Here is a 21,287-nt window from a genome sequence, read left to right as displayed (position 1 = left end):
GAATATAATAACTATACTAATTATAAAGAGGTGTCGCCCATGGTGATTGCATTAAAAAATGATGATCTAGAAGTACAATGTAAGACATTTGGTGGGGAATTGAGCTCCATTCGAAGTAAGGAAGGCATAGAATATCTCTGGCAGGGGGACCCAGAGTATTGGTCAGGACAAGCGCCGGTTCTGTTTCCGATTTGCGGGAGTGTTCGTAATGGCCAAGTGCAGTATCATCTAAAAGATGGAGTGAAGACAGGCCAGCTTCCAAGACACGGCCTCATTCGCAAAAGAGAGTTTGAACTAAAAGAACAAACAGACCATCGTCTTGTCTTTGAAATTACCTCTAACGACGAAAGCTTACAAAATTATCCCTACCATTTTCGAGTGGAAATCGCTTATGAATTGAAAGGAAAAGAAATCACTATCACCTATCGCGTGCAAAATCTAGAGTCAGATCAAGTCATGCCTTATTTCATTGGAGGGCATCCAGCCTTTCGTTGTCCCCTTTTAGCAGATGAAGACTATGAAGACTACGAGTTGATTTTTGAAAAAGAAGAAAGCTGTAGCGTTCCTCTCTTGTTCACAGAAACCGGTTTGGTTGATCGCCTGCAGCGGACGCCATTTTTAGACCATAGTCGTAGCCTACCTTTGCGCCATGAACTATTTGAAAAAGACGCCATTATTTTAGATCAATTAGCTTCTAAATCTGTGCAGCTCCTCTCGAAAAAATCTGGTAAAGGTTTGGAATTTGCCTTTGCAGATTTTGAGAATCTCGTCCTTTGGTCTACCAATAACAAGGGTCCTTTCATTGCCTTGGAGCCTTGGACGGGTATTTCCACATCTGCAGAAGAGGGCGATTTCTTCGAAGATAAAAAAGGTGTGATCCAGTTGGCTCCCCAAGAGACACGGAGTCACCAGTACCGTATCACCATTTTGTAAATGAAAAACCGTTGGACTATGGAGTTCGACGGTTCTTTTTGATATAGTTTAGCTTTGCTTGGCGCGATTTCTTTTTAAAGAGAGCCTCGGCAGACATAGCAGAGGGTTTATCTGGATAGGATTCTTGGTAAAGAAGTTTAACAGGGAGACGAGCCCGTGTGTATTTGGCGCCTTTTCCAGCATTGTGAGTCTTTAGGCGTTTTTCGACATCCGTGGTGTAGCCAGTGTAGAGGGAGCCATCCGCACACTCTAGGACATACATGTAAGCTTTAGTTTCCATAGTAGATCTCATGAATCTCGTCTGTATAGCTGCCGTCTTCATTGTGAATAAAGAGGGGAGGCAGAATTTTTAAACCATCCAGTGAGCCATCCTTGATCGCCTCAATCAACAACATATTCGCCTCTTTGGTCACTTTTGGATAGACAAACTGGATCCGTTTAGGTGCAAGATTGTATCGTTTCATAGTTTCGATGATATCTAAAAAGCGATCTGGACGATGGACCATCGCTAAGCGACCATTTGATTTGAGAACCCGCTGAGCCACATGGCAAATCTCATCTAAATTGGTGGTAATTTCATGCCGAGCTAAGAGGTAGTGTTCACTCTCATTGAGATTGGAATGCTCATCCACCTTGAAATAAGGAGGATTGCAGAGGATGATATCCACCTTACTGCCCTTGATATGTTGGGGTAAATGCTTGAGGTCATCTGTGATCATGGACATTTGCTGGTTCAAGCCATTGAGAGCAATGGAGCGGGTTGCCATATCCGCTAGACGTTCCTGTATTTCGACACCAATGATCTGGGCCTCTGTACGAGTACTCGCAAAAAGTCCCACGGCCCCATTTCCAGCGCAGAGATCTACGATCAAGCCCCGCTTGGGCAATTTTGGAAAGCGCGAGAGCAGGACGCTATCCACGGAATAACTAAAGACTTCCCGATTTTGTATAATTTTCACATCACTTGAAAAGAGTTGATTGACGCGCTCGCCGTCTTTTAATTCGATATCTGTCATGGCTCTATTATAGCATGAAAAGAGGCCTGGGGAAAGATCGATAAAACATAAAAAGAGGCTGGAACAAAAGTCCTGGCCTCTCAATTGTTTTTGGACTGTCGAGCAAGACGCAGTGGTTGAGTGGGATATACTACGCTGATTTCATCAGCTTTTACAGCCCTACTCAACTGTGCGGAGGTGGGACAACGAAATCGAATACTAACGAATTACCGATTTCTGTCCCACTCTCTTTTTTTAATCAAATTCATATTTTTGGAGAATTGTAGTGAGGATAAAGACTCCTGTAAAGATGGCCATCAATGCCAGATAAACTGGGAAAGTAGTGGCTGTAAGGAGGGAAATCTCGATCAAGTTTTTCAACACGACCGCAGATGCGTAGAATCCTACTACAGAGAAGACGATGAGAAGCGCACGCCAGATATTTAGTGGCAGGCAAGCACGGATAACGGATAGGAAACCGATGGATCCAAGTAAGTAGTAGGATACAGTAGACATATCGGCTACAGACCAACCATGGCTTGCTCCCCAAAGGCGAATAAACAAGACACTAAAGACGACCATCAAGGCGCTTGGTAAGGCTAACAGAAGGGAACGTCTCAAGAAGTGTTTTTCAACCGGTTTGATATTGCGTTCAAAGGTCAACACAAATGGTGGGAATCCTTCGACGAATTGGTCAATCAGGGTGATTTGAATAGGGATGAAAGGGAAAATCAGCAAATAGTTGACGTTAAAGAAGAGAGCACTGGCAATACAGATGATAGCCAAGAGGAAGGAATAGATCGTTTTGATAAAGAAGATTGGAGCGATTCGTCCAATGTTATTCACCACACGACGGCCTTCAAAAAGAATTTCTGGAACGTCATTAAAGTCAGAGTTCAAAAGAACAATATTGGCAATTTGACGGGTTGCTGGATCTCCCTCTGCCATCACGATGGAGCAGTCTGCCTCGCGAAGAGCAAGGATATCATTGACCCCATCTCCTGTCATAGCAGTTGTCCGACCAGCTGCTTTCAAGGTTTGGATGAGCAGTTTTTTCTGGTGAGGAGACACGCGCCCAAAGATAGCTGTTTCTTCTGCTTGATCCACTAATTGGTCATCAGAAATTTTTGAACAATCGATGTAGTTCTCATAATTTTTGAAGCCAGCTTGTTGAGCGATATAAGAGACTGTCACAGGGTTGTCACCGGAGATGATTTTGAGATCCACTCCTTGAGAGCGCAAATACTCAAGAGTATCTGAAGCCCCTTCACGAATGGGGTCTGTAATCTCAATAACTGCAATCCCTTCAAGATTTTCAGGCAGTTTCAATTCCTGCATGCTGATCAGTTCTGAACTGTGAGCCAAGACGAGCACGCGCGATCCACGAGCTTGTGCTTCGACGACAGCAGCTGGATTTTCTTTAAGGAGCATTTCAGGAGCACCGAGAAAGACAGTTCCAAGGTTAGATAGGTGCATGGCTCCCCATTTCCGATCACTTGAGAAAGGAATAATGTTTTCCGAAGTATAAGCATGCTCCAACTCCCCATAAGCCTTGCGAATAGCTTGAGCAGTAGGATTGGTGTCCTCGCTATATTGCATGTAAGCAGAGAGAATGACCTGGATCGTCTGTTCCGAAAAATGATCAGATAAGCTATGGAGAGATTCGACTGTCATCTTCCCTTGAGTGATGGTACCGGTCTTATCTAGACACAAGGTATCCACACGCGCTAGGGTTTCTACTGAGTACATTTCTTGGACAAGAACCTTGCGCATACCGAGCTTAATAACCGCTGTCAAAAGAGACGTAACTGTCAGTAAAGCGATTCCCTTTGGCAACATTCCCAAGAGAGCTGTTGAAGAATTCACGACAGAATCTTTGATTGGCAGCATCTTGATCAACAATGCTTCAAAGAAGAGTGCAAGGCCAAATGGGATGATAATTTTACCAGTGAAACTAGAAATTTTCGCTAAATTATAGAGAATACGCGAATTGATAGGCTTCAAGGTTTTGGCTTCCATCATCAGTTTGTTGGCATAGTTGTTTGCTCCAACTCGCTTGACACGGGCATAGACTTGACCACTGGCAATATAACTACCAGAAAGAAGTTCATCGCCAACTTCTTTTAAGACCAGATCACTCTCACCAGTCAGCATAGCTTCATTGGCTTCTGCGATACCGGACATGACTTCAGCATCACTAGGGATCTGCTCACCCGAAGACAAGAGCATTACATCACCCAGAACGAGCTTTTCGGGTGGAATCGCATCTTTTTCCCCGTCTCGAATGACAGTCACTAGCTCACGACTCATGAGGTTGAGCTTATCAATCATCCGCTTGGCGCGCATCTCGGTCATGATTCCTGTAATGGCATTGAAGCAAATGACTGCAAAAAAGATCATATTGCTCCAGGCCTGTACAGCAGCCAAGGCCACAGCAATCACAAAGTTTAAGGTATTAAACAAGGTGAAGACGTTGCGCTTGATGATTTGCCAGGTGCTGGTACTTGTATTCGTTGTAAAATCATTGGTTTGTCCGCGATCCATTTTCTTGCGGACTTCACTGAGGGACAAGCCCTTTAAATCAATAGTTTCCATAGACAATATGATATCATTTTTTTGAGAAAAAGACTATCTAGAATCGGTCCGCTGAGACAATTTTTATCTAAAAAAGGTTTGCGGTCAAAATCAGGATACGGTATAATAAGAAAGAACCTTTTACAGGATGGAATATCTTGTAGAGAAACGAATGAAATGGATTTGAGGAACAACTATGTTTTATACCTATTTACGTGGCCTTGTTGCCTTTATTCTGTGGGTTTTAAATGGGAATGCCCATTACCATCATAAGGACAATATTCCAGATCGAAAAGAGAACTACATCTTGGTATCCCCTCACCGAACTTGGTGGGATCCAGTCTATATGGCCTTTGCAACCAAGCCAAAGCAATTTATCTTTATGGCGAAAAAAGAACTCTTTACCAATCGTATTTTTGGCTGGTGGATTCGCATGTGTGGGGCTTTTCCAATCGACCGTGAAAATCCGGGAGCAGAAGCCATTAAGTATCCTGTCAATATGCTGAAAAAGAGCAACCGTTCTTTGATTATGTTCCCAAGTGGAAGTCGTCATTCTCAAGACGTCAAAGGCGGTGTTGCCATCATTGCCAAAATGGCGAAGGTCCGTATCATGCCAGTGACTTATACTGGTCCAAGAGACTTGAAAGGGTTGTCAACGGGTGAACGCATTGATATGAACTTTGGACATCCCATTGATATTTCGGATATTAAAAAGATGAATGACGAAGGAGTGGCAGAAGTTGCCCGCCGTATCCAGGAGGAATTTGATCGCTTGGATGCGGAAGCACAAGCGATCAACACCCCAACAAAACCTTTTATCTTGATTCGTTTGTTAAAAATCCTTTTGATTCCTCTTGTCTTAGTAGTGGGCATCTTGACCTTGCTCTTTAGTTACCTGGCAAGCTTTGTATGGGATCCAGACAAACATCGGAAAAACAAGTAAAAAAACTGAGAGTCTTTCTCAGTTTTTTTTATTTTTACGAATAATAAAAGTGAGAGGAGGTTTCTTATGGAGGATATCATCGAAAAAATCAAAGAATATAAGCTCTTTTTGGCTCTTACAGCTATCGGACTCTTACTTGGAGGGTATTTTCTTTTTCATCGACCTCAGTCAAGTGCATCCACCATACCGGATCTTTATCAGGCTTCGAGTTCAACTTCGAGCAAAGAAAAGGTGCAGACCACTAGTTCCAAAGAAGAAAAGACGACGACTTCTGTGTCTGATGCACCCGAGATCATTACGGTCGATGTCAAAGGAGCCGTCAAACAACCAGGTGTCTATGAGTTGCGCTCCAATAGCAGAGTCCACGATGCTATTTATAAGGCAGGCGGGATGACAGCAGATGCCAATAGCCAATCGGTCAACTTGGCGCAAAAACTCACCGATGAAGCAGTGATCTATGTTGCTAAAGAAGGGGAGGATGTTCCAGCACTTGGGAGTTCAGAAAGTCCTGCAACTTCGTCAGCACCAGCAGAAAAAACAGGCAAGGTCCATTTAAATCGAGCGACCGAATCAGAGCTCCAGACAGTATCAGGCATTGGACAGAAACGTGCCCAGGACATTATCGCCTATCGCGAGGCAAATGGTCCTTTTCGATCAGTGGATGATCTGAAGAATGTTTCAGGAATCGGAGAGAAAACACTGGAGAAACTAAGAGATGCTTTCACGGTGGATTAAAGACCTTCCATTTTCTCTTGTCCATCTCGCCTTTTTGCTCCTATGGCTGTATTTTAGTATCTATCAACCATCTTGGCTTTCGATCAGCGGTCTAGTAGTAGTGGGAGTTTTAGCGGTTCATCACTATAAAGGGGAGCGCTCAAGTTTGCTAGGGCTTGCTTTAGCAACCCTTTGTTTTGCGGCCTTCTTTGTCTTTCGGCGACTACAGGATCATCCAGTACAAGCAGAAAGTCAGCCCCCATCCCACTTACGCCTGATTCCAGATACCATCAAGATCAATGGGGACGCCCTGTCTTTTCGTGCTAAAAATCAGGGAAGGACCTACCAAGTCTTCTACACTTTAAAATCAGAAAAAGAAAAACAGCAGTGGCAAAGTCAAACCCACTTGCTGGAGTTGACATATAAAGGTGTTATAGAGGAACCAGAAGGGCAGCGAAATTTTAGAGGATTTGACTATCGGTCTTATTTGCAAACACAGGGCATTCACTATCAAATAAAAATTGAAGCGATCCAATCCGCACTTCCCATCCAAACGTGGAATGTTTTTGACTGGCTATCTAAATGGAGGCGCCAAGCTATTGTTTGGAGCAAGGAGCACTTTCCGCAACCGATGAACCAGTATATGACCGGCCTTCTTTTTGGCTATTTAGATACGGATTTTGAAGAGATGGATCAGCTTTACACGAGTTTGGGAATCATCCATTTATTCGCCTTATCTGGGATGCAGGTCGGCTTTTTCATTAATGGGATCCGGAAAGCTCTCTTACGTCTAGGAATCTTGCAAGAGACAGTCGATATCTGGATGGTTCCAATTTCTTTGGTCTATGCTGGCTTGACAGGTTTTTCAGTTTCAGTGGTTCGTAGTCTCTTGCAGAAGATCCTCTCTCAAAAGGGGATCCGAGGGATGGAGAATATGGCGATGACCTTGATGATCTTAATGGTGCTCATGCCCAAGTTTCTTCTGACAGCTGGAGGGGTCTTGAGTTGTGCCTACGCCTTTATTTTGACCTTGGTAGATACCAGTTCTTATTCAGGACTGAAAAAGCTACTAGTGGAAAGTTTCTGGATTAGCCTGGGAATTTTGCCCCTTTTGACCTATTACTTTAGTGTCTTTCAACCGTGGTCACTCCCTTTAACCTTCCTCTTTTCTTTCTTATTTGACCTTGTCCTTCTTCCAGGTTTAACGGTGCTATTTATCTTATCGATTCTAAAGCCCCTTACAATTTTTAACAGTTTCTTTCTTCTCATAGAGGAGTGTATTCGTTGGATTTCAAAGCTCACGTCGCTACCTTTGGTATTTGGTCAGCCGACGGGACCAGCTCTGATTGCTCTCTTCCTTCTTTTAGGAATCTTGTATGATCTTCGAAAGCAAAAAAAACGTCGTTTCCTGTTAATAGGCATGATTCTACTCATCTTTTGTTGGACCAAGCATCCTTTAGAAAATGAGATTACCATGGTGGATATCGGTCAAGGAGATAGTATCTTTTTACGCGATTGGAAAGGAAGAACCATATTGATTGATGTCGGAGGACGTGTCACTTTTAAAAGTGGAGAAAAGTGGCAAGAGCGCAGTCAATCTGCCAATGCGGATCAAACCTTGATTCCCTATCTCAAGAGTCGAGGTGTTGGAAAACTTGATGCTTTGGTCTTGACTCATACAGACCAGGACCATATGGGTGATATGGTGGAGGTTGCCAAACAAATCCCAGTTAAAAAAGTGTATGTCAGTCCAGGTAGTCTAACTAATTCTCAATTTCGAGAGAAATTGCAACAGCTTCATAGTCCGATTAAAGTAGTCCAGAGAGGAGATCAACTACCTATTTTTGATCATCATCTAGAAGTCTTATCCCCTGATGAAGTGGGGGATGGTAAAAATGATGATTCGATTGTCCTCTATGGGCAGTTCTTTCAGAAACGATTTTTGTTCACGGGTGATTTGGAAGAAGCTGGAGAGAAAAAACTATTGAAAAACGATCCACAATTACAAGTAGATGTCTTGAAAGTAGGCCACCACGGTTCTAAAGGTTCCTCTAGTGATGTGTTTTTAGATCAGTTACATCCTCAGTTGGCCTTGATCTCTGTTGGAAAGAAAAATCGCTACCAACATCCCCATAAAGAATTGCTCGATCGTCTAGAGGAACGCTCTATTTCTTATCTTCGTACCGATGAAAGGGGAGCAATTCGCTTGATTGGGTGGGACCATTGGAGGGTAGAAACGGTCCACTAGAGACGAGGAGAGGTTTGCTTTCTATGCTGAAAATTGCTATTATAGAAAGTGAAATCAATGTAAAGGTAGAATCGTATGAACGCATTTAAGCAATTTTGGATACAGTATGCAGATTTTTCAAGTAAGACCAGTCGGGCCCATTTTTGGCTAGCTTTTTTCTGGAATTCCCTGATTTCTTTGCCTCTTTGGGTTTTTTACATCGTGACCTCTTTATCCCATCAAAATGCTCAAGAAACGCTCAATTTTTCAACTGTTCATTCTAAGACAGGTTTATGGGCGCTCGCTTTCTTAGCATTCTTTTACTTCCTCATTTTAGTACCCAGTCAAGCCATTTGTGTACGTCGCTTGCGGGATGCGGGAATCCATTGGTCTTGGATCTTTTTGAACCTTGGACCGGTTCTGCTCTATTTGTTGACGGGGCTAGATATTTTCCTATTTCTTTGGGGGATTACAGTTATTTCTCTCTTGATTCTCATGATGCTTCCAGGGAAAAACACCTTCCCACAACCAGTAGAAACTCCTATGGGAGTGGCTTCTGAACCACAGGTCACAGCGACAGGGGGGAGCTTTGGCGGCAACTCGTTTGAGCAAATTCCAAATTTTGTAGCAGCACCTGATTTGTCTGATGAAAAACCACCATTGGAACAAAAAATGGCTGCTGAACACGAAATACACTAGACTGATAGAGATAAGAGAGTTTCATGCAAGCAATTACCGACATTAAACATCTGACGGTTCAAACTCTGCCTCCTATTCTTGTCTTGACGGGTGAGGATGTAGGTCAATTTGAATGGTTAAAAAAAGACATTTTAAAAAAAATAGGCTATGATCCCTCAGATTTGAATTATTCTTATTTTGATATGAAGGAAGCCTCCTATGCTGAAGTCGAGCTAGATTTGGTCAGTCTTCCCTTTTTTGCAGATGAAAAAATCGTGATTTTGGATCACTTATTGGATTTGACCACTGCCAAAAAACGCAATTTAACCGATGAAGATCTGAAGCAATTTGAAAATTATCTGGAAAATCCTTCTGAATCAACCCGTTTGGTGATATTTGCAGAAGGAAAATTAGATAGTAAGCGTCGCTTAGTCAAACTCCTAAAACGGGATGCCCAGATCATTGAAGCAACAACACCTAAAGAGCAAGATTTAAAGCGTTATTTTGCAAGTCAGGCCCAAGAATTGGGCTTGCAGTTTGTGGGCGATTCCTTGGACCAGCTACTCTTAAAATCTGGCTATGATTTTGGAGAGTTACAGAAGAATCTCGCTCTGTTGCAGGCTTATAAAGAAGATGGTCAGATTACCCTCCAAGATATCAAGGAGGTTGTTCCAAAGTCCTTGCAAGATAATATTTTTGATCTGACACAGATGATTCTCAAACGCCAAATCGATCAAGCCCGGAATTTGGTTAAGGATCTCCGCTTACAAGGAGAAGATGAAATAAAATTGATCGCTATTTTGTTGGGACAATTCCGAATGTTTTCTCAAGTTAAAATTTTCTCAGAAGAAGGCCAATCCGAAAGCCAAATTGTAGCGAGCTTGTCGGAGTTGTCAGGACGCAAGGTCAATCCTTATCAGGTGAAGTTTGCCTTACGGGATAGCCGCAGGCTTTCCTTGTCCTTTTTGAAGCAAGCTATGATAACCTTCATCGAGACGGATTATGCGATTAAAAGTGGAACATATGAAAAAGACTACTTATTTGATTTGGCCCTGTTGAAAGTAGCTAATAACGTCTAACGATGAATGAAATCGCAAGCAGATTAGTTGAATAATTTAGCTGTTTACGTTATCATCAAGTCAGTAATAAAGAAAAGAGGACCATAAAATGGCTATCATTTTACCAGAATTACCATATGCTTATGATGCATTGGAACCTTATATCGATGAAGAGACCATGCATTTGCACCATGATAAACACCATCAAACATATGTAAACAATGTGAATGCAGCTCTTGAAAAACATCCTGAAATTGGAGAAGACCTTGAAAGCTTGTTAGCTGATGTTGAATCCATTCCAGCTGACATTCGCCAAGCTGTGATCAACAATGGTGGTGGTCATTTGAACCACGCTCTTTTCTGGGAATTGATGACTCCAGAACAAACAGCTCCTTCAGCAGAACTTGCTGCAGCGATTGATGCTACATTTGGTTCATTTGAAGACTTCAAAGCAGCCTTCACAGCAGCAGCAACGACACGTTTTGGTTCTGGCTGGGCATGGTTGGTTGTCAACAAAGAAGGCAAACTCGAAGTGACTTCAACAGCAAACCAAGATACACCAATCTCTGAAGGTAAAACACCAATCCTTGGTTTGGATGTTTGGGAACATGCCTACTACGTGAAATACCGTAACGTACGTCCTGACTACATCAAAGCTTTCTTCTCAGTGATTAACTGGAATAAAGTGAATGAATTGTTTGCAGCAGCAAAATAATAAAATGAAGGAATCTATAAGAGCAAGTATTGGCTCTTATAGATTTTTTTATGTGCATCCGAAAAATCGGAGTATAATTTCTTGCGTTTGGTCAGGAAAATGATACACTAGTAGGAGTGTGTCTTACTTGTCTGAAGCCTGGTTTGAAGGGCCTAGGCAAGGAAAAGATAAACCTTAAAATGAAAACTGAAACATTCAGGGAGAAATGAAATGACTAGTATTACCATTACTAAAGGAGCCGTTGAGACGCCTATCTATTTGCGGATGTTGAATCGTCATGGCTTGATTGCAGGTGCAACAGGAACAGGAAAAACGGTTACTCTCAAGGTCCTAACAGAAAAATTAAGCAAAGAAGGTATTCCGGTCTTTCTAGCCGATATCAAGGGAGATTTATCTGGCTTAGCCAAAGCCGGGCAATGGACGCCAAAACTGGAAGAACGCTACAAGCTTCTTGGGATCACAGATCCGTTTGAGCCACAAGCTTTCCCTGTTCGATTGTGGGACGTCTTTGGCCAAGCTGGTCATCCTGTTCGGGCGACTGTCGAAGGGATGGGGTCATTGCTTTTTTCTCGTCTGCTTGATTTGAATGAAACCCAATCAGGAATTCTCGCAATTGTCTTTAAAGTGGCCCAAGAGAAAGATTGGCCCTTGATTGATTTGAAGGACCTACAAAGCCTTTTAAAGGAAGTCTATGAGCACAGTTCAGACTATTCAGCCCAATATGGCAATATCACCAAACAATCTGTCGGAGCCATCCAAAGAAGTCTCTTGGTTCTTGAAGAAGAAGGAGCAGATCAGTTTTTCGGAGAGCCAGCACTTGATTTAAATGATTTCATGCAACTCGATGCATCTGGTCGTGGGTATATCAATATTCTTTCGGCTACAAAGCTCTTTCATTCACCAAAATTGTACTCAACCTTTTTGATTTGGATGCTGTCTCGTCTTTTTGAAACACTTCCAGAGGTTGGGGATCCTGAAAAGCCAAAACTGGTCTTCTTCTTTGATGAAGCGCATCTCCTCTTTAAGGATGCAAGCAAGCTCTTTCTTGAGAAGGTCGAGCAAGTGGTACGCCTGATTCGTTCGAAGGGTGTAGGGATTTACTTTATTACCCAGAATCCTCAAGATCTTCCAGAATCTGTTTTGGCACAGCTTGGAAATCGTGTTCAGCATGCGCTTCGAGCTTATACACCCAAAGAAATGAAGGCAATTAAGGTTGCTGCCCAAAGTTTTCGTCCGAATCCAGATTTTGATACAGAAACAGTGATCACAGAATTAGGGACAGGGGAAGCCTTGGTTTCTTTCCTGAATGAAAAGGGACAGCCTAGTGTGGTTGAGCGTACCTTTATTCTTTCTCCTCAATCCAGTTTTGATCTGTTAAATGAAAGTGAACAATTGGCCTTGATCACAACATCGCCTTTCCATCAAAAGTATGCGACAGCGATTGACCGAGAATCTGCCTATGAAAAATTAGTGGCTAAAGCAAGCAAGGAAGTGCAAGAAGAGAAAAAAGAAGCAGAAAAAGAACGGTCTGCAACAGAAAAAACAGAGCAAAAACGCAGTCCAGGTCGTCCAAGGAAATCCAGTCTTGAAAAGGCAAAAGATTCCTTCTTGAGTTCTTTATTCCGGACGATCGCGCGTGAAATTGCTAAGCTCATTATGGGCTCCTTTAAACAGAAGTAATTTCTTTAAAGAAGAGGGATATTTTTTTAAAAAATAAACCGTTTTCCCCTTCTGATTATTCTTGTTATTTTTAGTAGAATCTTTTATAATTAATTCTATATGAAAAAATATTTTAATCTACGCTCGATTATGATTGGAATCAGCATCCTTTTGTGCCTGGTGGGAACAGGTGTATTGGGGTATTTGCATCTCACGCAACCAACAGTATCAGCAATTGAAAACAAAGCAAAGAAAACAAAAAAATTAGATGTAGAAAAGTCAACCCCAGAGACCAAAAAACCACGTGTCAAATCTCCAGAAGCTAAGCAAGCAGTTGTAGACGCAGATATGGAGACGATGAGCGCTTATGGCCTTGTCTATGATTATGCTAATAAAGGTTTGGTAGAGGTTGTTCAGGATTTCTTAGCAGAAAGTGGAATTGATCCATCACAAATTGCCTTTACTTATCGTAATGCCATTACAGGAGAGCAGTTTGCGATGAATGATCTTCAACCAATGACTGCAGGAAGTACCTACAAGTTGCCGTTGAATATGTTGGTGGTAGATGAGGTTGTAAAAGGCAAACTGAATTTAACAGATCGGTTTGATATTACCAATACCTACTATGAATATGTCGGTGAGCATGACAATTACGTCGCAGCATTTGATGGAGCCATGTCTATCCCTGATATGCAGCGCTATTCATTGGTTTACTCTGAAAATACCCCAGCCTATGCCTTGGCAGATCGTTTAGGGGGGATGGAGCAAGCACGCAAGTTATTCAGTCGCTATGGTCAATCCCGTTCACCAGAAGTCAAAACCTTTAGCGAAGATAATAAAACGACAACGGATTATTACATCCATGTCTTAGAATATCTTTGGAATCATCAAGAAAAATATGCAGATTTACTAGAACTGATCGGGGAGTCTTTCCCAGGTGAGTACTATAAAAAATTCTTGCCAGATTTGGTGATTCAACAAAAACCAGGGTATGTTGCTGAAGCACTTAATGTGGATGCGATTGTCCATGAATCGACTCCTTATTTGGTTGCCATCTACACTGCAGGACTTGGAGGGACGACTCCAGAAAGTTCTGAAATCAGTGGCGTTGGTCTTTATCAATTAGGGCAACTGGCTTATGTTATCAATGAATGGCATCGTGTCAATATGAATGAATAATCGACAAAAGGTCTGAGGGTTGCTCAGGCCTTTTATTCTATCAAAGTAGGATGAAATTCACTTGGTGTTTCGAATTACTTTTCTGTTCTAAAGAGACTTCTTTCCCTTTTCTATAAAAAGTATGTTATACTACTAATAGTAATAAGAGGAAGTATAGACATGATTACAAAGGAAGATTACCAGTTGCTCCGCTCGCATCCAGCCTTTTCTGCGCTACCAGTGGAGCTATTTGATAAATTAGCTGTTGAAATTCATGCCAGGGATATCCCTAAAGGACAAATTTTATTTTATGCAGGAGATAGGCGGGAGCGCATTTTTCTTCTGACAAAAGGCTTTGCTCGTATTGAGCAATTTGATTCGTCTGACCAATTCTCCTATATGGATTATATTAAGAAGGGGGCTCTGTTCCCTTATGGTGGGATGTTCCAGGATGAGCGTTACCACTATACAGCTAGTGCGGTGACGGATTTGCGTTGTTTCGTGATTCCCGTCAACCTCTATGAATTATATGCCCAAGAGAGTAAGGAGCAGTTGCTCTTTATTATGAGAAAGCTCTCCTCCATCCTAGAATTTCAAGAGTTGCGCTTGCGCAATGTCGTGACAGCTAGTGCCAGTGAGCGCGTGATTCAATCCTTAGCCATTCTGTGCAAGGACTATGAAGGTCTAGGAAATCAGCTTCCATTTCCAATTAGTATGAAGGAAATGGCCAAATTAGCAGCCACAACTAGAGAAACCGTCAATCAAGTTTTAAAGAAACTCATCGATTCTCATAAGATCCAGTATGAGAGAAAACAACTAACTTTTCTAGATACAGCCTACTTTTTAAAAAGTTTTGAAGAGATCAACTAATTCGTTGATCTTTTTTTATTTTTTACAAAAAAATATATATTCATAAAAATAATATAAAAGGCAAAATATGCAAAGAAAACGCTTCATATTAACTAAAAAATAGGAAGGATTCAAAAAAAGCCAAATTCTTTGCATTCAAAAAGTAGAATCCTTTGTGAAAGCGGTACCAATAAAGAATATAATAACAATTGTAATAAGCTTGTGAACAAGCTCAAAGAAAAAAGGAGGACTATAGATGTCTACACACCCAATTCATGTTTTCTCAGAAATTGGAAAACTGAAAAAAGTTTGTTTGCACCGTCCAGGTAAAGAGTTGGAAAACTTGATGCCTGACTATCTTGAACGTCTTCTTTTTGATGATATTCCATTCTTGGAAGATGCTCAAAAAGAACACGACGCATTTGCTGAAGCACTTCGTAACGAAGGAATCGAAGTACTTTATCTTGAACAGTTGGCTGCTGAGTCATTGACTTCTCCAGAAATTCGCGATCAGTTCATCGAAGAATACCTTGAAGAAGCGAACATTCGTGGACGCCAAACAAAAATTGCGATCCGTGAATTGCTTCACAGCATTGAAGACAACCAAGAATTGGTTGAAAAAACAATGGAAGGGGTTCAAAAAGCTGAACTTCCAGAAATTCCTGAAGAAGCAAAAGGATTGACAGACCTTGTTGAATCTGACTATCCATTTGCTATCGACCCAATGACAAACTTGTACTTCACACGTGACCCATTTGCAACAATTGGTAATGCAGTATCATTGAACCACATGTACGCAGATACACGTAACCGTGAAACTTTGTATGGTAAATACATCTTCAAATACCACCCAGTTTACGGTGGAAAAGTTGAACTTGTCTATAACCGTGAAGAAGATACTCGTATCGAAGGTGGAGATGAGTTGGTACTTTCTAAAGATGTATTGGCAGTTGGTATCTCACAACGTACTGATGCTGCATCAATCGAAAAATTGTTGGTAAACATCTTCAAGAAGAACGTTGGCTTCAAGAAAGTATTGGCCTTCGAATTTGCGAACAACCGTAAATTCATGCACTTGGATACAGTATTCACAATGGTGGACTACGATAAATTCACAATCCACCCAGAAATCCAAGGCAACCTTCGCGTCTTCTCTGTAACTTATGAAAACGAACAATTGAAGATCGTTGAAGAAAAAGGTGATTTGGCTGAATTGCTTGCTGAAAACCTTGGTGTTGAAAAAGTTACATTGATTCCATGTGGAGGTGGCAACGTCGTTGCTGCTGCACGTGAACAATGGAACGACGGATCAAATACTCTTACAATCGCACCAGGTGTGGTAGTAGTATACGACCGTAACACTGTTACCAACAAGAAATTAGAAGAATACGGACTTCGTTTGATTAAGATCCGCGGAAGTGAATTGGTTCGCGGTCGTGGTGGACCTCGTTGTATGTCAATGCCATTCGAACGTGAAGAAATCTAATCATCCTTCTATAGGTTAGACGGGCTCAGTGTCTAAACTGAGCCTTCTAAACTGGTTGACAGGATCCAATCAAGCATAATAAAAGGAGATAATTAATGACAACTTCAGTATTCCAAGGACGTAGCTTTTTAGCAGAAAAAGACTTTACACGTGCAGAGTTAGAATACCTTATCGGACTTTCAGCTCACTTGAAAGACCTTAAAAAACGCAACATTGACCACCGCTACCTAGCTGGTAAAAACATTGCGCTTTTGTTTGAAAAAACTTCAACTCGTACTCGTGCAGCCTTCACTACTGCAGCCATCGACCTTGGTGCTCACCCAGAATACCTTGGTGCAAACGACATCCAGCTTGGTAAAAAAGAATCTACAGAAGATACTGCTAAAGTTCTTGGACGTATGTTTGATGGTATTGAATTCCGTGGTTTCAGCCAACGTATGGTTGAAGAATTGGCTGAATTCTCAGGTGTTCCAGTATGGAATGGTTTGACTGACGAATGGCACCCAACTCAAATGCTTGCAGACTACTTGACTGTTCAAGAAAACTTTGGACGTTTGGAAGGTTTGACACTTGTATACTGTGGTGACGGACGTAACAACGTTGCAAACAGCCTTCTTGTAACAGGTGCTATCCTTGGTGTGAACGTACACATCTTCTCACCAAAAGAACTCTTCCCAGAACAAGAAATTGTTGAATTGGCAGAAGGATTCGCAAAAGAAAGTGGCGCTCATATCTTGATCACTGAAGATGCTGACGAAGCAGTGAAAGGTGCAGACGTACTTTACACTGACGTTTGGGTATCTATGGGTGAAGAAGACAAATTTGCAGAACGTGTTGCCCTTTTGAAACCTTACCAAGTAAACATGGATTTGATTAAGAAAGCTGATAACGAAGACTTGATCTTCTTGCACTGCTTGCCAGCCTTCCACGATACAAATACTGTTTACGGTAAAGATGTTGCTGAAAAATTCGGCGTAGAAGAAATGGAAGTTACTGACGAAGTGTTCCGCAGCAAATATGCTCGTCACTTTGACCAAGCTGAAAACCGTATGCACACAATCAAAGCGGTTATGGCAGCGACTCTTGGTAACTTGTACATTCCAAAAGTTTAAGACTTTATAACCGTATACCAACAGCTATAGGGGCTGGACTGCTAGCTTTAGTCCTGCCCCTATTTTTTATAGAAAGGGAAAACTTATGTCAAGAAAAATCGTCGTTGCTTTGGGAGGAAATGCTATTCTCTCATCTGATCCTTCTGCTCAAGCTCAACAAGAAGCACTTGTAGAAACAGCAAAACACTTAGTCAAATTAATCAAAAACGGGGATGACTTGATCATCACTCACGGTAATGGTCCTCAAGTAGGGAACCTTTTGCTCCAACACTTGGCAGCAAACTCTGAAAAGAACCCTGCTTTCCCACTTGATTCATTAGTTGCTATGACCGAAGGAAGCATTGGTTACTGGCTTCAAAATGCTCTTCAAAATGCTCTTCTTGAAGAAGGAATTGAAAAAGATGTGGCCTCTGTTGTAACACAAGTCGTTGTGGATAAGAATGACCCAGCTTTTGTCAACCTCAGTAAACCAATCGGTCCATTCTACTCAGAAGAAGAAGCAAAAGCAGAAGCTGAAAAATCAGGAGCAACTTTCAAAGAAGATGCTGGTCGTGGCTGGCGTAAAGTTGTGGCTTCACCAAAACCAGTGGATATCAAAGAAATCAATACCATTCGTACTTTGTTGAACGACGGTCAAGTTGTTGTAGCTGCTGGTGGTGGCGGTATCCCAGTTGTGAAAGAAGCAGATGGTAGCTTATCTGGTGTGGAAGCTGTTATCGATAAAGACTTTGCCTCTCAACGTTTGGCTGAATTAGTAGAAGCAGACCTCTTCATCGTCTTGACTGGTGTCGATTATGTCTTTGTGAACTACAACAAACCAGACCAAGCAAAATTGGAACATGTTAATGTGGCTCAATTGGAAGAATATATCAAACAAGACCAATTTGCACCAGGAAGCATGCTTCCTAAAGTGGAAGCTGCGATTGCCTTTGTAAATGGTCGCCCAGAAGGAAAAGCAGTTATTACATCACTTGAAAACCTTGGAGCTTTGATTGAGTCTGAAAGTGGAACAATCATCCAAAAAGACTAATGAAAAATTAGGAAAAAACTAGTATTTTAAAGCTTATTGTGATAGAATAAATCTATAGGTAAGCGTTTTACAAGATGCTCTTGTAAAACATCACTCACACTTTGTTGCGTTAGGAGGAAGACAAATGAGTGAAAAAACGAAAAAAGGATTTAAGATGCCTTCATCTTTTTCCGTATTGTTAATTATCATTGCTATTATGGCAGTGTTAACTTGGATTATTCCAGCTGGTCAATACAAGGTTGACGATGCAGGTGCTATCATTGCAGGTAGTTATGAATCTGTAAAAGCACATCCTCAAGGAATTTGGGATGTTTTGATGGCCCCAATCAATGCCATGCTTGGTAAAGCACCAACTAGTGCAGCGATTGACGTAGCCTTCTTTATCTTGATGGTCGGTGGTTTCCTTGGAGTTGTGAACGAAACAGGTACCCTTGATGTAGGGATTGCTTCTATCGTTCGTAAATACAAAGGCCGCGAAAAAATGTTGATTTTGATCTTGATGCCATTGTTTGCCCTTGGTGGTACCACTTATGGTATGGGTGAAGAAACCATGGCCTTCTATCCACTTCTTGTACCTGTTATGATGTCCGTTGGTTTTGACAGCTTGACAGGGGTAGCTATTATCCTTTTAGGATCACAAATCGGATGTTTGGCGTCAACATTGAACCCATTTGCGACAGTTATCGCATCTGATACTGCAGGTATCTCAAGTGCTTCAGGTCTCTTACTTCGTGTGATCTTCTGGATTGTCTTGACAGGACTTAGCACATACTATGTATACCGTTATGCAGATAAGGTTCAAAAAGACCCAACCAAATCTCTCACCTATGCAACTCGTGAAGAAGATTTGAAACACTTCAATGTTGATAGTGGCGAAGAAATTCCTTCACAAATGAACAAGAAACAAAAACGTGTCTTGGTCGTCTTCATCTCAACATTCGTTATCATGGTTGCTGGATTTATCCCATTCAAAGATTTGGGTATTAAATTCTTTGAAACCTTCAACGAATCTCTCCATAAAATTCCAGTACTTGGTCAATTGGTCGGTAACACAGATGCTCTTGGTACATGGTACTTCCCACAAACAGCTATGCTCTTTGCCTTCATGGGAATCCTTGTTGGTATCATTTATGGCTTGAAAGAAGATAAAATCATTTCATCTTTCATGAATGGTGCAGCTGACCTCTTGAGTGTTGCTCTTATCGTAGCGGTAGCACGTGGTATCCAAGTCATCATGAACGACGGTATGATCACTGCGACAATTCTTCACTGGGGTGAAGAAGGACTTAAAGGTCTTTCATCTCAATTGTTCATTGTCTTGACTTACATTTTCTACTTGCCAATGTCATTCTTGATCCCATCATCATCTGGTCTTGCCAGCGCAACAATGGGTATCATGGCACCTCTTGGTAAATTCGTCAATGTACCAGGTAGCTTGATTGTCACAGCTTACCAATCTGCATCTGGTGTCTTGAACTTAATCGCACCAACTTCAGGTATCGTAATGGGGGCTCTTGCTCTTGGACGTATTGACTTGAGTGCATGGTGGAAATTCATGGGTAAATTGGTCGTAGCGATTGTTGTGATCACCATTGCCCTTCTTCTACTAGGAACAATGGTTCCATTCTTGCAATAGCATAAAGTAGGTGTTTCATGAAAAATAGAATAAAGGACGATGTAAAAGAGCAGTTTTTAAACTCGCTCCAAACCATCATTTCTTACCCTTCTGTATTAAATGAAGGGGAAAATGGAACACCGTTTGGACAAGCTATCCAAGATGTCCTAGAAAAAACCTTAGAGCTTGCTCGAGAATTAGGTTTTCAAACATATATAGATCCTGAAGGATACTATGGATATGCAGAGATCGGTCAGGGGGAAGAACTCCTGGCCGTTCTTTGTCACTTGGATGTTGTTCCAGCCGGTGATTTACAAGATTGGCAAACGCCACCTTTTGAAGCGACTGTTATAGGTGACTATCTAGTAGGTCGCGGTGTGCAGGATGACAAGGGGCCGTCCCTCGCTGCCCTTTATGCAGTTAAGAGTTTGCTGGATGATGGTATCCAGTTTACCAAACGAATCCGCTTTATCTTTGGAACGGATGAAGAAACCTTGTGGCGCTGTATGAATCGCTACAACCAAATCGAAGAGCAAGCAGATCTTGGATTTGCACCGGATTCCTCTTTCCCATTAACCTATGCTGAAAAAGGCTTATTACAAGTGAAATTGCATGGTCCAGGTTGGGACGATCTTCCCTTACAGGCTGGTCAGGCCCTCAATGTTGTTCCGGATAAGGCGACCTATGCTGGTCATCGTTTGGAAGAGTTGCTTCCTGTTTTGGATCAAAGTGGGGTTCAGTATGGCCAAACAGAAGATTCTGTAACGGTTTTGGGTGTTTCCAAGCACTCTAAAGATGCAGCTGAAGGAGTGAATGCCATTGTCGGTTTAGCGGAAAGTTTATCTATCATCCAACCCCATCCAGCTTTGCTCTTTATCGCAGATGCTGTTGGTGAGGATGCGACAGGAGCAGCTCTCTTCGGTGAAATCAAAGATGAACCAAGTGGAGATCTTTCCTTCAATCTTGCGACCCTTGTGATCGATCAAGAACAATCGGAAATCGGGATTGATATCCGGATCCCCGTCTTAGCAGACAAGGATGCCTTAGTGGCTCGTTTGCAAGAAATTGCAGCTAGTTATCAGTTGGAATATGAAGAGTTTGATTATTTGGCTCCTTTATATGTTCCTTTGGATAGTCCTTTAGTCAGCTCTTTGATGGCCGTCTATCAGGAAGAAACTGGTGATAAAACGCCGGCTATGTCTTCTGGTGGTGCAACATTTGCGCGTACCATGGAAAATTGTGTTGCTTTTGGGGCTCTTTTCCCAGGTGCAGAGCAGACTGAGCACCAAGCCAATGAACGAGCAAAAATTGACGATCTCTATGCTGCGATGGAAATCTATCGAGAAGCCATTCAACGCTTAGCTACAACATAAAAAGTTTGGAAACCAAGTTTCTAAACTTTCAGATTGAAGACAAACTTATACTAAAAACTTTCCTTAGGTGAGTACGGACGTCAGCGAACTTCTACGAAGTTACAAGACTAATTCAAGATACAGAGGGCGTCTGTGGATAAAGTCAAAATAGGAAGTTTGACGCAGAAT

18 protein-coding genes are annotated in these 21,287 nt (G+C 41.8%); 15 read left to right on the top strand and 3 right to left on the bottom strand.

The window, feature by feature from the left end; translation table 11 throughout:
• The first annotated feature begins 39 nt into the window (after nucleotides 1–39).
• Nucleotides 40–933, top strand: a complete 894-nt coding sequence (locus HMPREF2832_RS05195) for an aldose 1-epimerase family protein (RefSeq protein ID WP_070505813.1) — start codon at nucleotides 40–42, stop codon at nucleotides 931–933.
• Between the two features lie 16 nt (nucleotides 934–949).
• Here HMPREF2832_RS05195 and HMPREF2832_RS05190 read toward each other — a convergent pair whose 3' ends face one another.
• From HMPREF2832_RS05190 to HMPREF2832_RS05180, 3 genes are all read right to left on the bottom strand, one after another.
• Nucleotides 950–1,213, bottom strand: coding sequence for a GIY-YIG nuclease family protein (locus HMPREF2832_RS05190; protein ID WP_004219743.1), 264 nt, complete (start codon nucleotides 1,211–1,213; stop codon nucleotides 950–952).
• A complete protein-coding gene (locus tag HMPREF2832_RS05185; protein WP_021152863.1) occupies nucleotides 1,203–1,949 on the bottom strand; it encodes a tRNA1(Val) (adenine(37)-N6)-methyltransferase in 747 nt (248 codons plus the stop codon). The genes HMPREF2832_RS05190 and HMPREF2832_RS05185 overlap by 11 nt, the downstream gene beginning before the upstream one ends.
• Nucleotides 1,950–2,183: 234 nt before the next feature.
• Complete coding sequence (locus HMPREF2832_RS05180) at nucleotides 2,184–4,523, bottom strand: cation-translocating P-type ATPase (RefSeq protein ID WP_070505812.1); 2,340 nt, start codon at nucleotides 4,521–4,523, stop codon at nucleotides 2,184–2,186.
• Between the two features lie 175 nt (nucleotides 4,524–4,698).
• Here HMPREF2832_RS05180 and HMPREF2832_RS05175 point away from each other — a divergent pair, with 175 nt between their 5' ends.
• The 14 genes from HMPREF2832_RS05175 to HMPREF2832_RS05110 all read left to right on the top strand — a co-directional run bounded on the left by HMPREF2832_RS05175 (nucleotide 4,699) and on the right by HMPREF2832_RS05110 (nucleotide 21,119).
• Nucleotides 4,699–5,445, top strand: coding sequence for a lysophospholipid acyltransferase family protein (locus tag HMPREF2832_RS05175; protein WP_070505810.1), 747 nt, complete (start codon nucleotides 4,699–4,701; stop codon nucleotides 5,443–5,445).
• Between the two features lie 66 nt (nucleotides 5,446–5,511).
• Nucleotides 5,512–6,180, top strand: a complete 669-nt coding sequence (locus HMPREF2832_RS05170; RefSeq protein WP_070505808.1) for a helix-hairpin-helix domain-containing protein — start codon at nucleotides 5,512–5,514, stop codon at nucleotides 6,178–6,180.
• Nucleotides 6,161–8,407 carry a DNA internalization-related competence protein ComEC/Rec2 gene (locus HMPREF2832_RS05165; protein WP_070505806.1) on the top strand — a complete coding sequence of 749 codons (2,247 nt, stop codon included), beginning with the start codon at nucleotides 6,161–6,163 and terminating at the stop codon, nucleotides 8,405–8,407. Before HMPREF2832_RS05170 ends, HMPREF2832_RS05165 begins: the two co-directional genes overlap by 20 nt.
• Before the next feature lie 75 nt (nucleotides 8,408–8,482).
• Nucleotides 8,483–9,085, top strand: coding sequence for a DUF805 domain-containing protein (locus tag HMPREF2832_RS05160; RefSeq protein ID WP_049474294.1), 603 nt, complete (start codon nucleotides 8,483–8,485; stop codon nucleotides 9,083–9,085).
• Between the two features lie 23 nt (nucleotides 9,086–9,108).
• Nucleotides 9,109–10,143, top strand: coding sequence for a DNA polymerase III subunit delta (gene holA / locus HMPREF2832_RS05155; RefSeq protein WP_049474295.1), 1,035 nt, complete (start codon nucleotides 9,109–9,111; stop codon nucleotides 10,141–10,143).
• An 88-nt stretch (nucleotides 10,144–10,231) separates the two neighbouring features.
• Complete coding sequence (gene sodA / locus HMPREF2832_RS05150; RefSeq protein ID WP_003006336.1) at nucleotides 10,232–10,837, top strand: superoxide dismutase SodA; 606 nt, start codon at nucleotides 10,232–10,234, stop codon at nucleotides 10,835–10,837.
• Between the two features lie 210 nt (nucleotides 10,838–11,047).
• Nucleotides 11,048–12,517: a helicase HerA-like domain-containing protein gene (locus HMPREF2832_RS05145; RefSeq protein ID WP_070505804.1), complete on the top strand. Its 1,470-nt coding sequence runs from the start codon at nucleotides 11,048–11,050 to the stop codon at nucleotides 12,515–12,517.
• A gap of 99 nt (nucleotides 12,518–12,616) precedes the next feature.
• Nucleotides 12,617–13,675: a serine hydrolase gene (locus HMPREF2832_RS05140; protein WP_070505801.1), complete on the top strand. Its 1,059-nt coding sequence runs from the start codon at nucleotides 12,617–12,619 to the stop codon at nucleotides 13,673–13,675.
• A gap of 159 nt (nucleotides 13,676–13,834) precedes the next feature.
• Nucleotides 13,835–14,524, top strand: a complete 690-nt coding sequence (locus tag HMPREF2832_RS05135) for a Crp/Fnr family transcriptional regulator (protein ID WP_024056304.1) — start codon at nucleotides 13,835–13,837, stop codon at nucleotides 14,522–14,524.
• Nucleotides 14,525–14,759: 235 nt separating this feature from the next.
• The gene (arcA, locus tag HMPREF2832_RS05130) at nucleotides 14,760–15,989 is read left to right on the top strand and encodes an arginine deiminase (RefSeq protein ID WP_003006347.1); all 1,230 of its coding nucleotides are present in this window, start codon (nucleotides 14,760–14,762) and stop codon (nucleotides 15,987–15,989) included.
• Nucleotides 15,990–16,084: 95 nt separating this feature from the next.
• Nucleotides 16,085–17,101: an ornithine carbamoyltransferase gene (gene argF / locus HMPREF2832_RS05125; protein WP_049497260.1), complete on the top strand. Its 1,017-nt coding sequence runs from the start codon at nucleotides 16,085–16,087 to the stop codon at nucleotides 17,099–17,101.
• A gap of 85 nt (nucleotides 17,102–17,186) precedes the next feature.
• Nucleotides 17,187–18,131 (top strand): carbamate kinase, encoded by a 945-nt coding sequence (gene arcC, locus HMPREF2832_RS05120; RefSeq protein ID WP_003011576.1) that lies wholly within the window; start codon nucleotides 17,187–17,189, stop codon nucleotides 18,129–18,131.
• A 124-nt stretch (nucleotides 18,132–18,255) separates the two neighbouring features.
• Nucleotides 18,256–19,767, top strand: a complete 1,512-nt coding sequence (locus HMPREF2832_RS05115; RefSeq protein WP_070505799.1) for a YfcC family protein — start codon at nucleotides 18,256–18,258, stop codon at nucleotides 19,765–19,767.
• 17 nt (nucleotides 19,768–19,784) lie between these two features.
• Nucleotides 19,785–21,119 (top strand): dipeptidase, encoded by a 1,335-nt coding sequence (locus HMPREF2832_RS05110; protein ID WP_070505797.1) that lies wholly within the window; start codon nucleotides 19,785–19,787, stop codon nucleotides 21,117–21,119.
• Nucleotides 21,120–21,287: the final 168 nt, after the last annotated feature.

It is taken from the genome of Streptococcus sp. HMSC073D05 (assembly GCF_001812015.1).
Lineage (GTDB): Bacteria > Bacillota > Bacilli > Lactobacillales > Streptococcaceae > Streptococcus > Streptococcus parasanguinis_D.
This window is presented reverse-complemented; position numbering and strand designations above follow the sequence as displayed.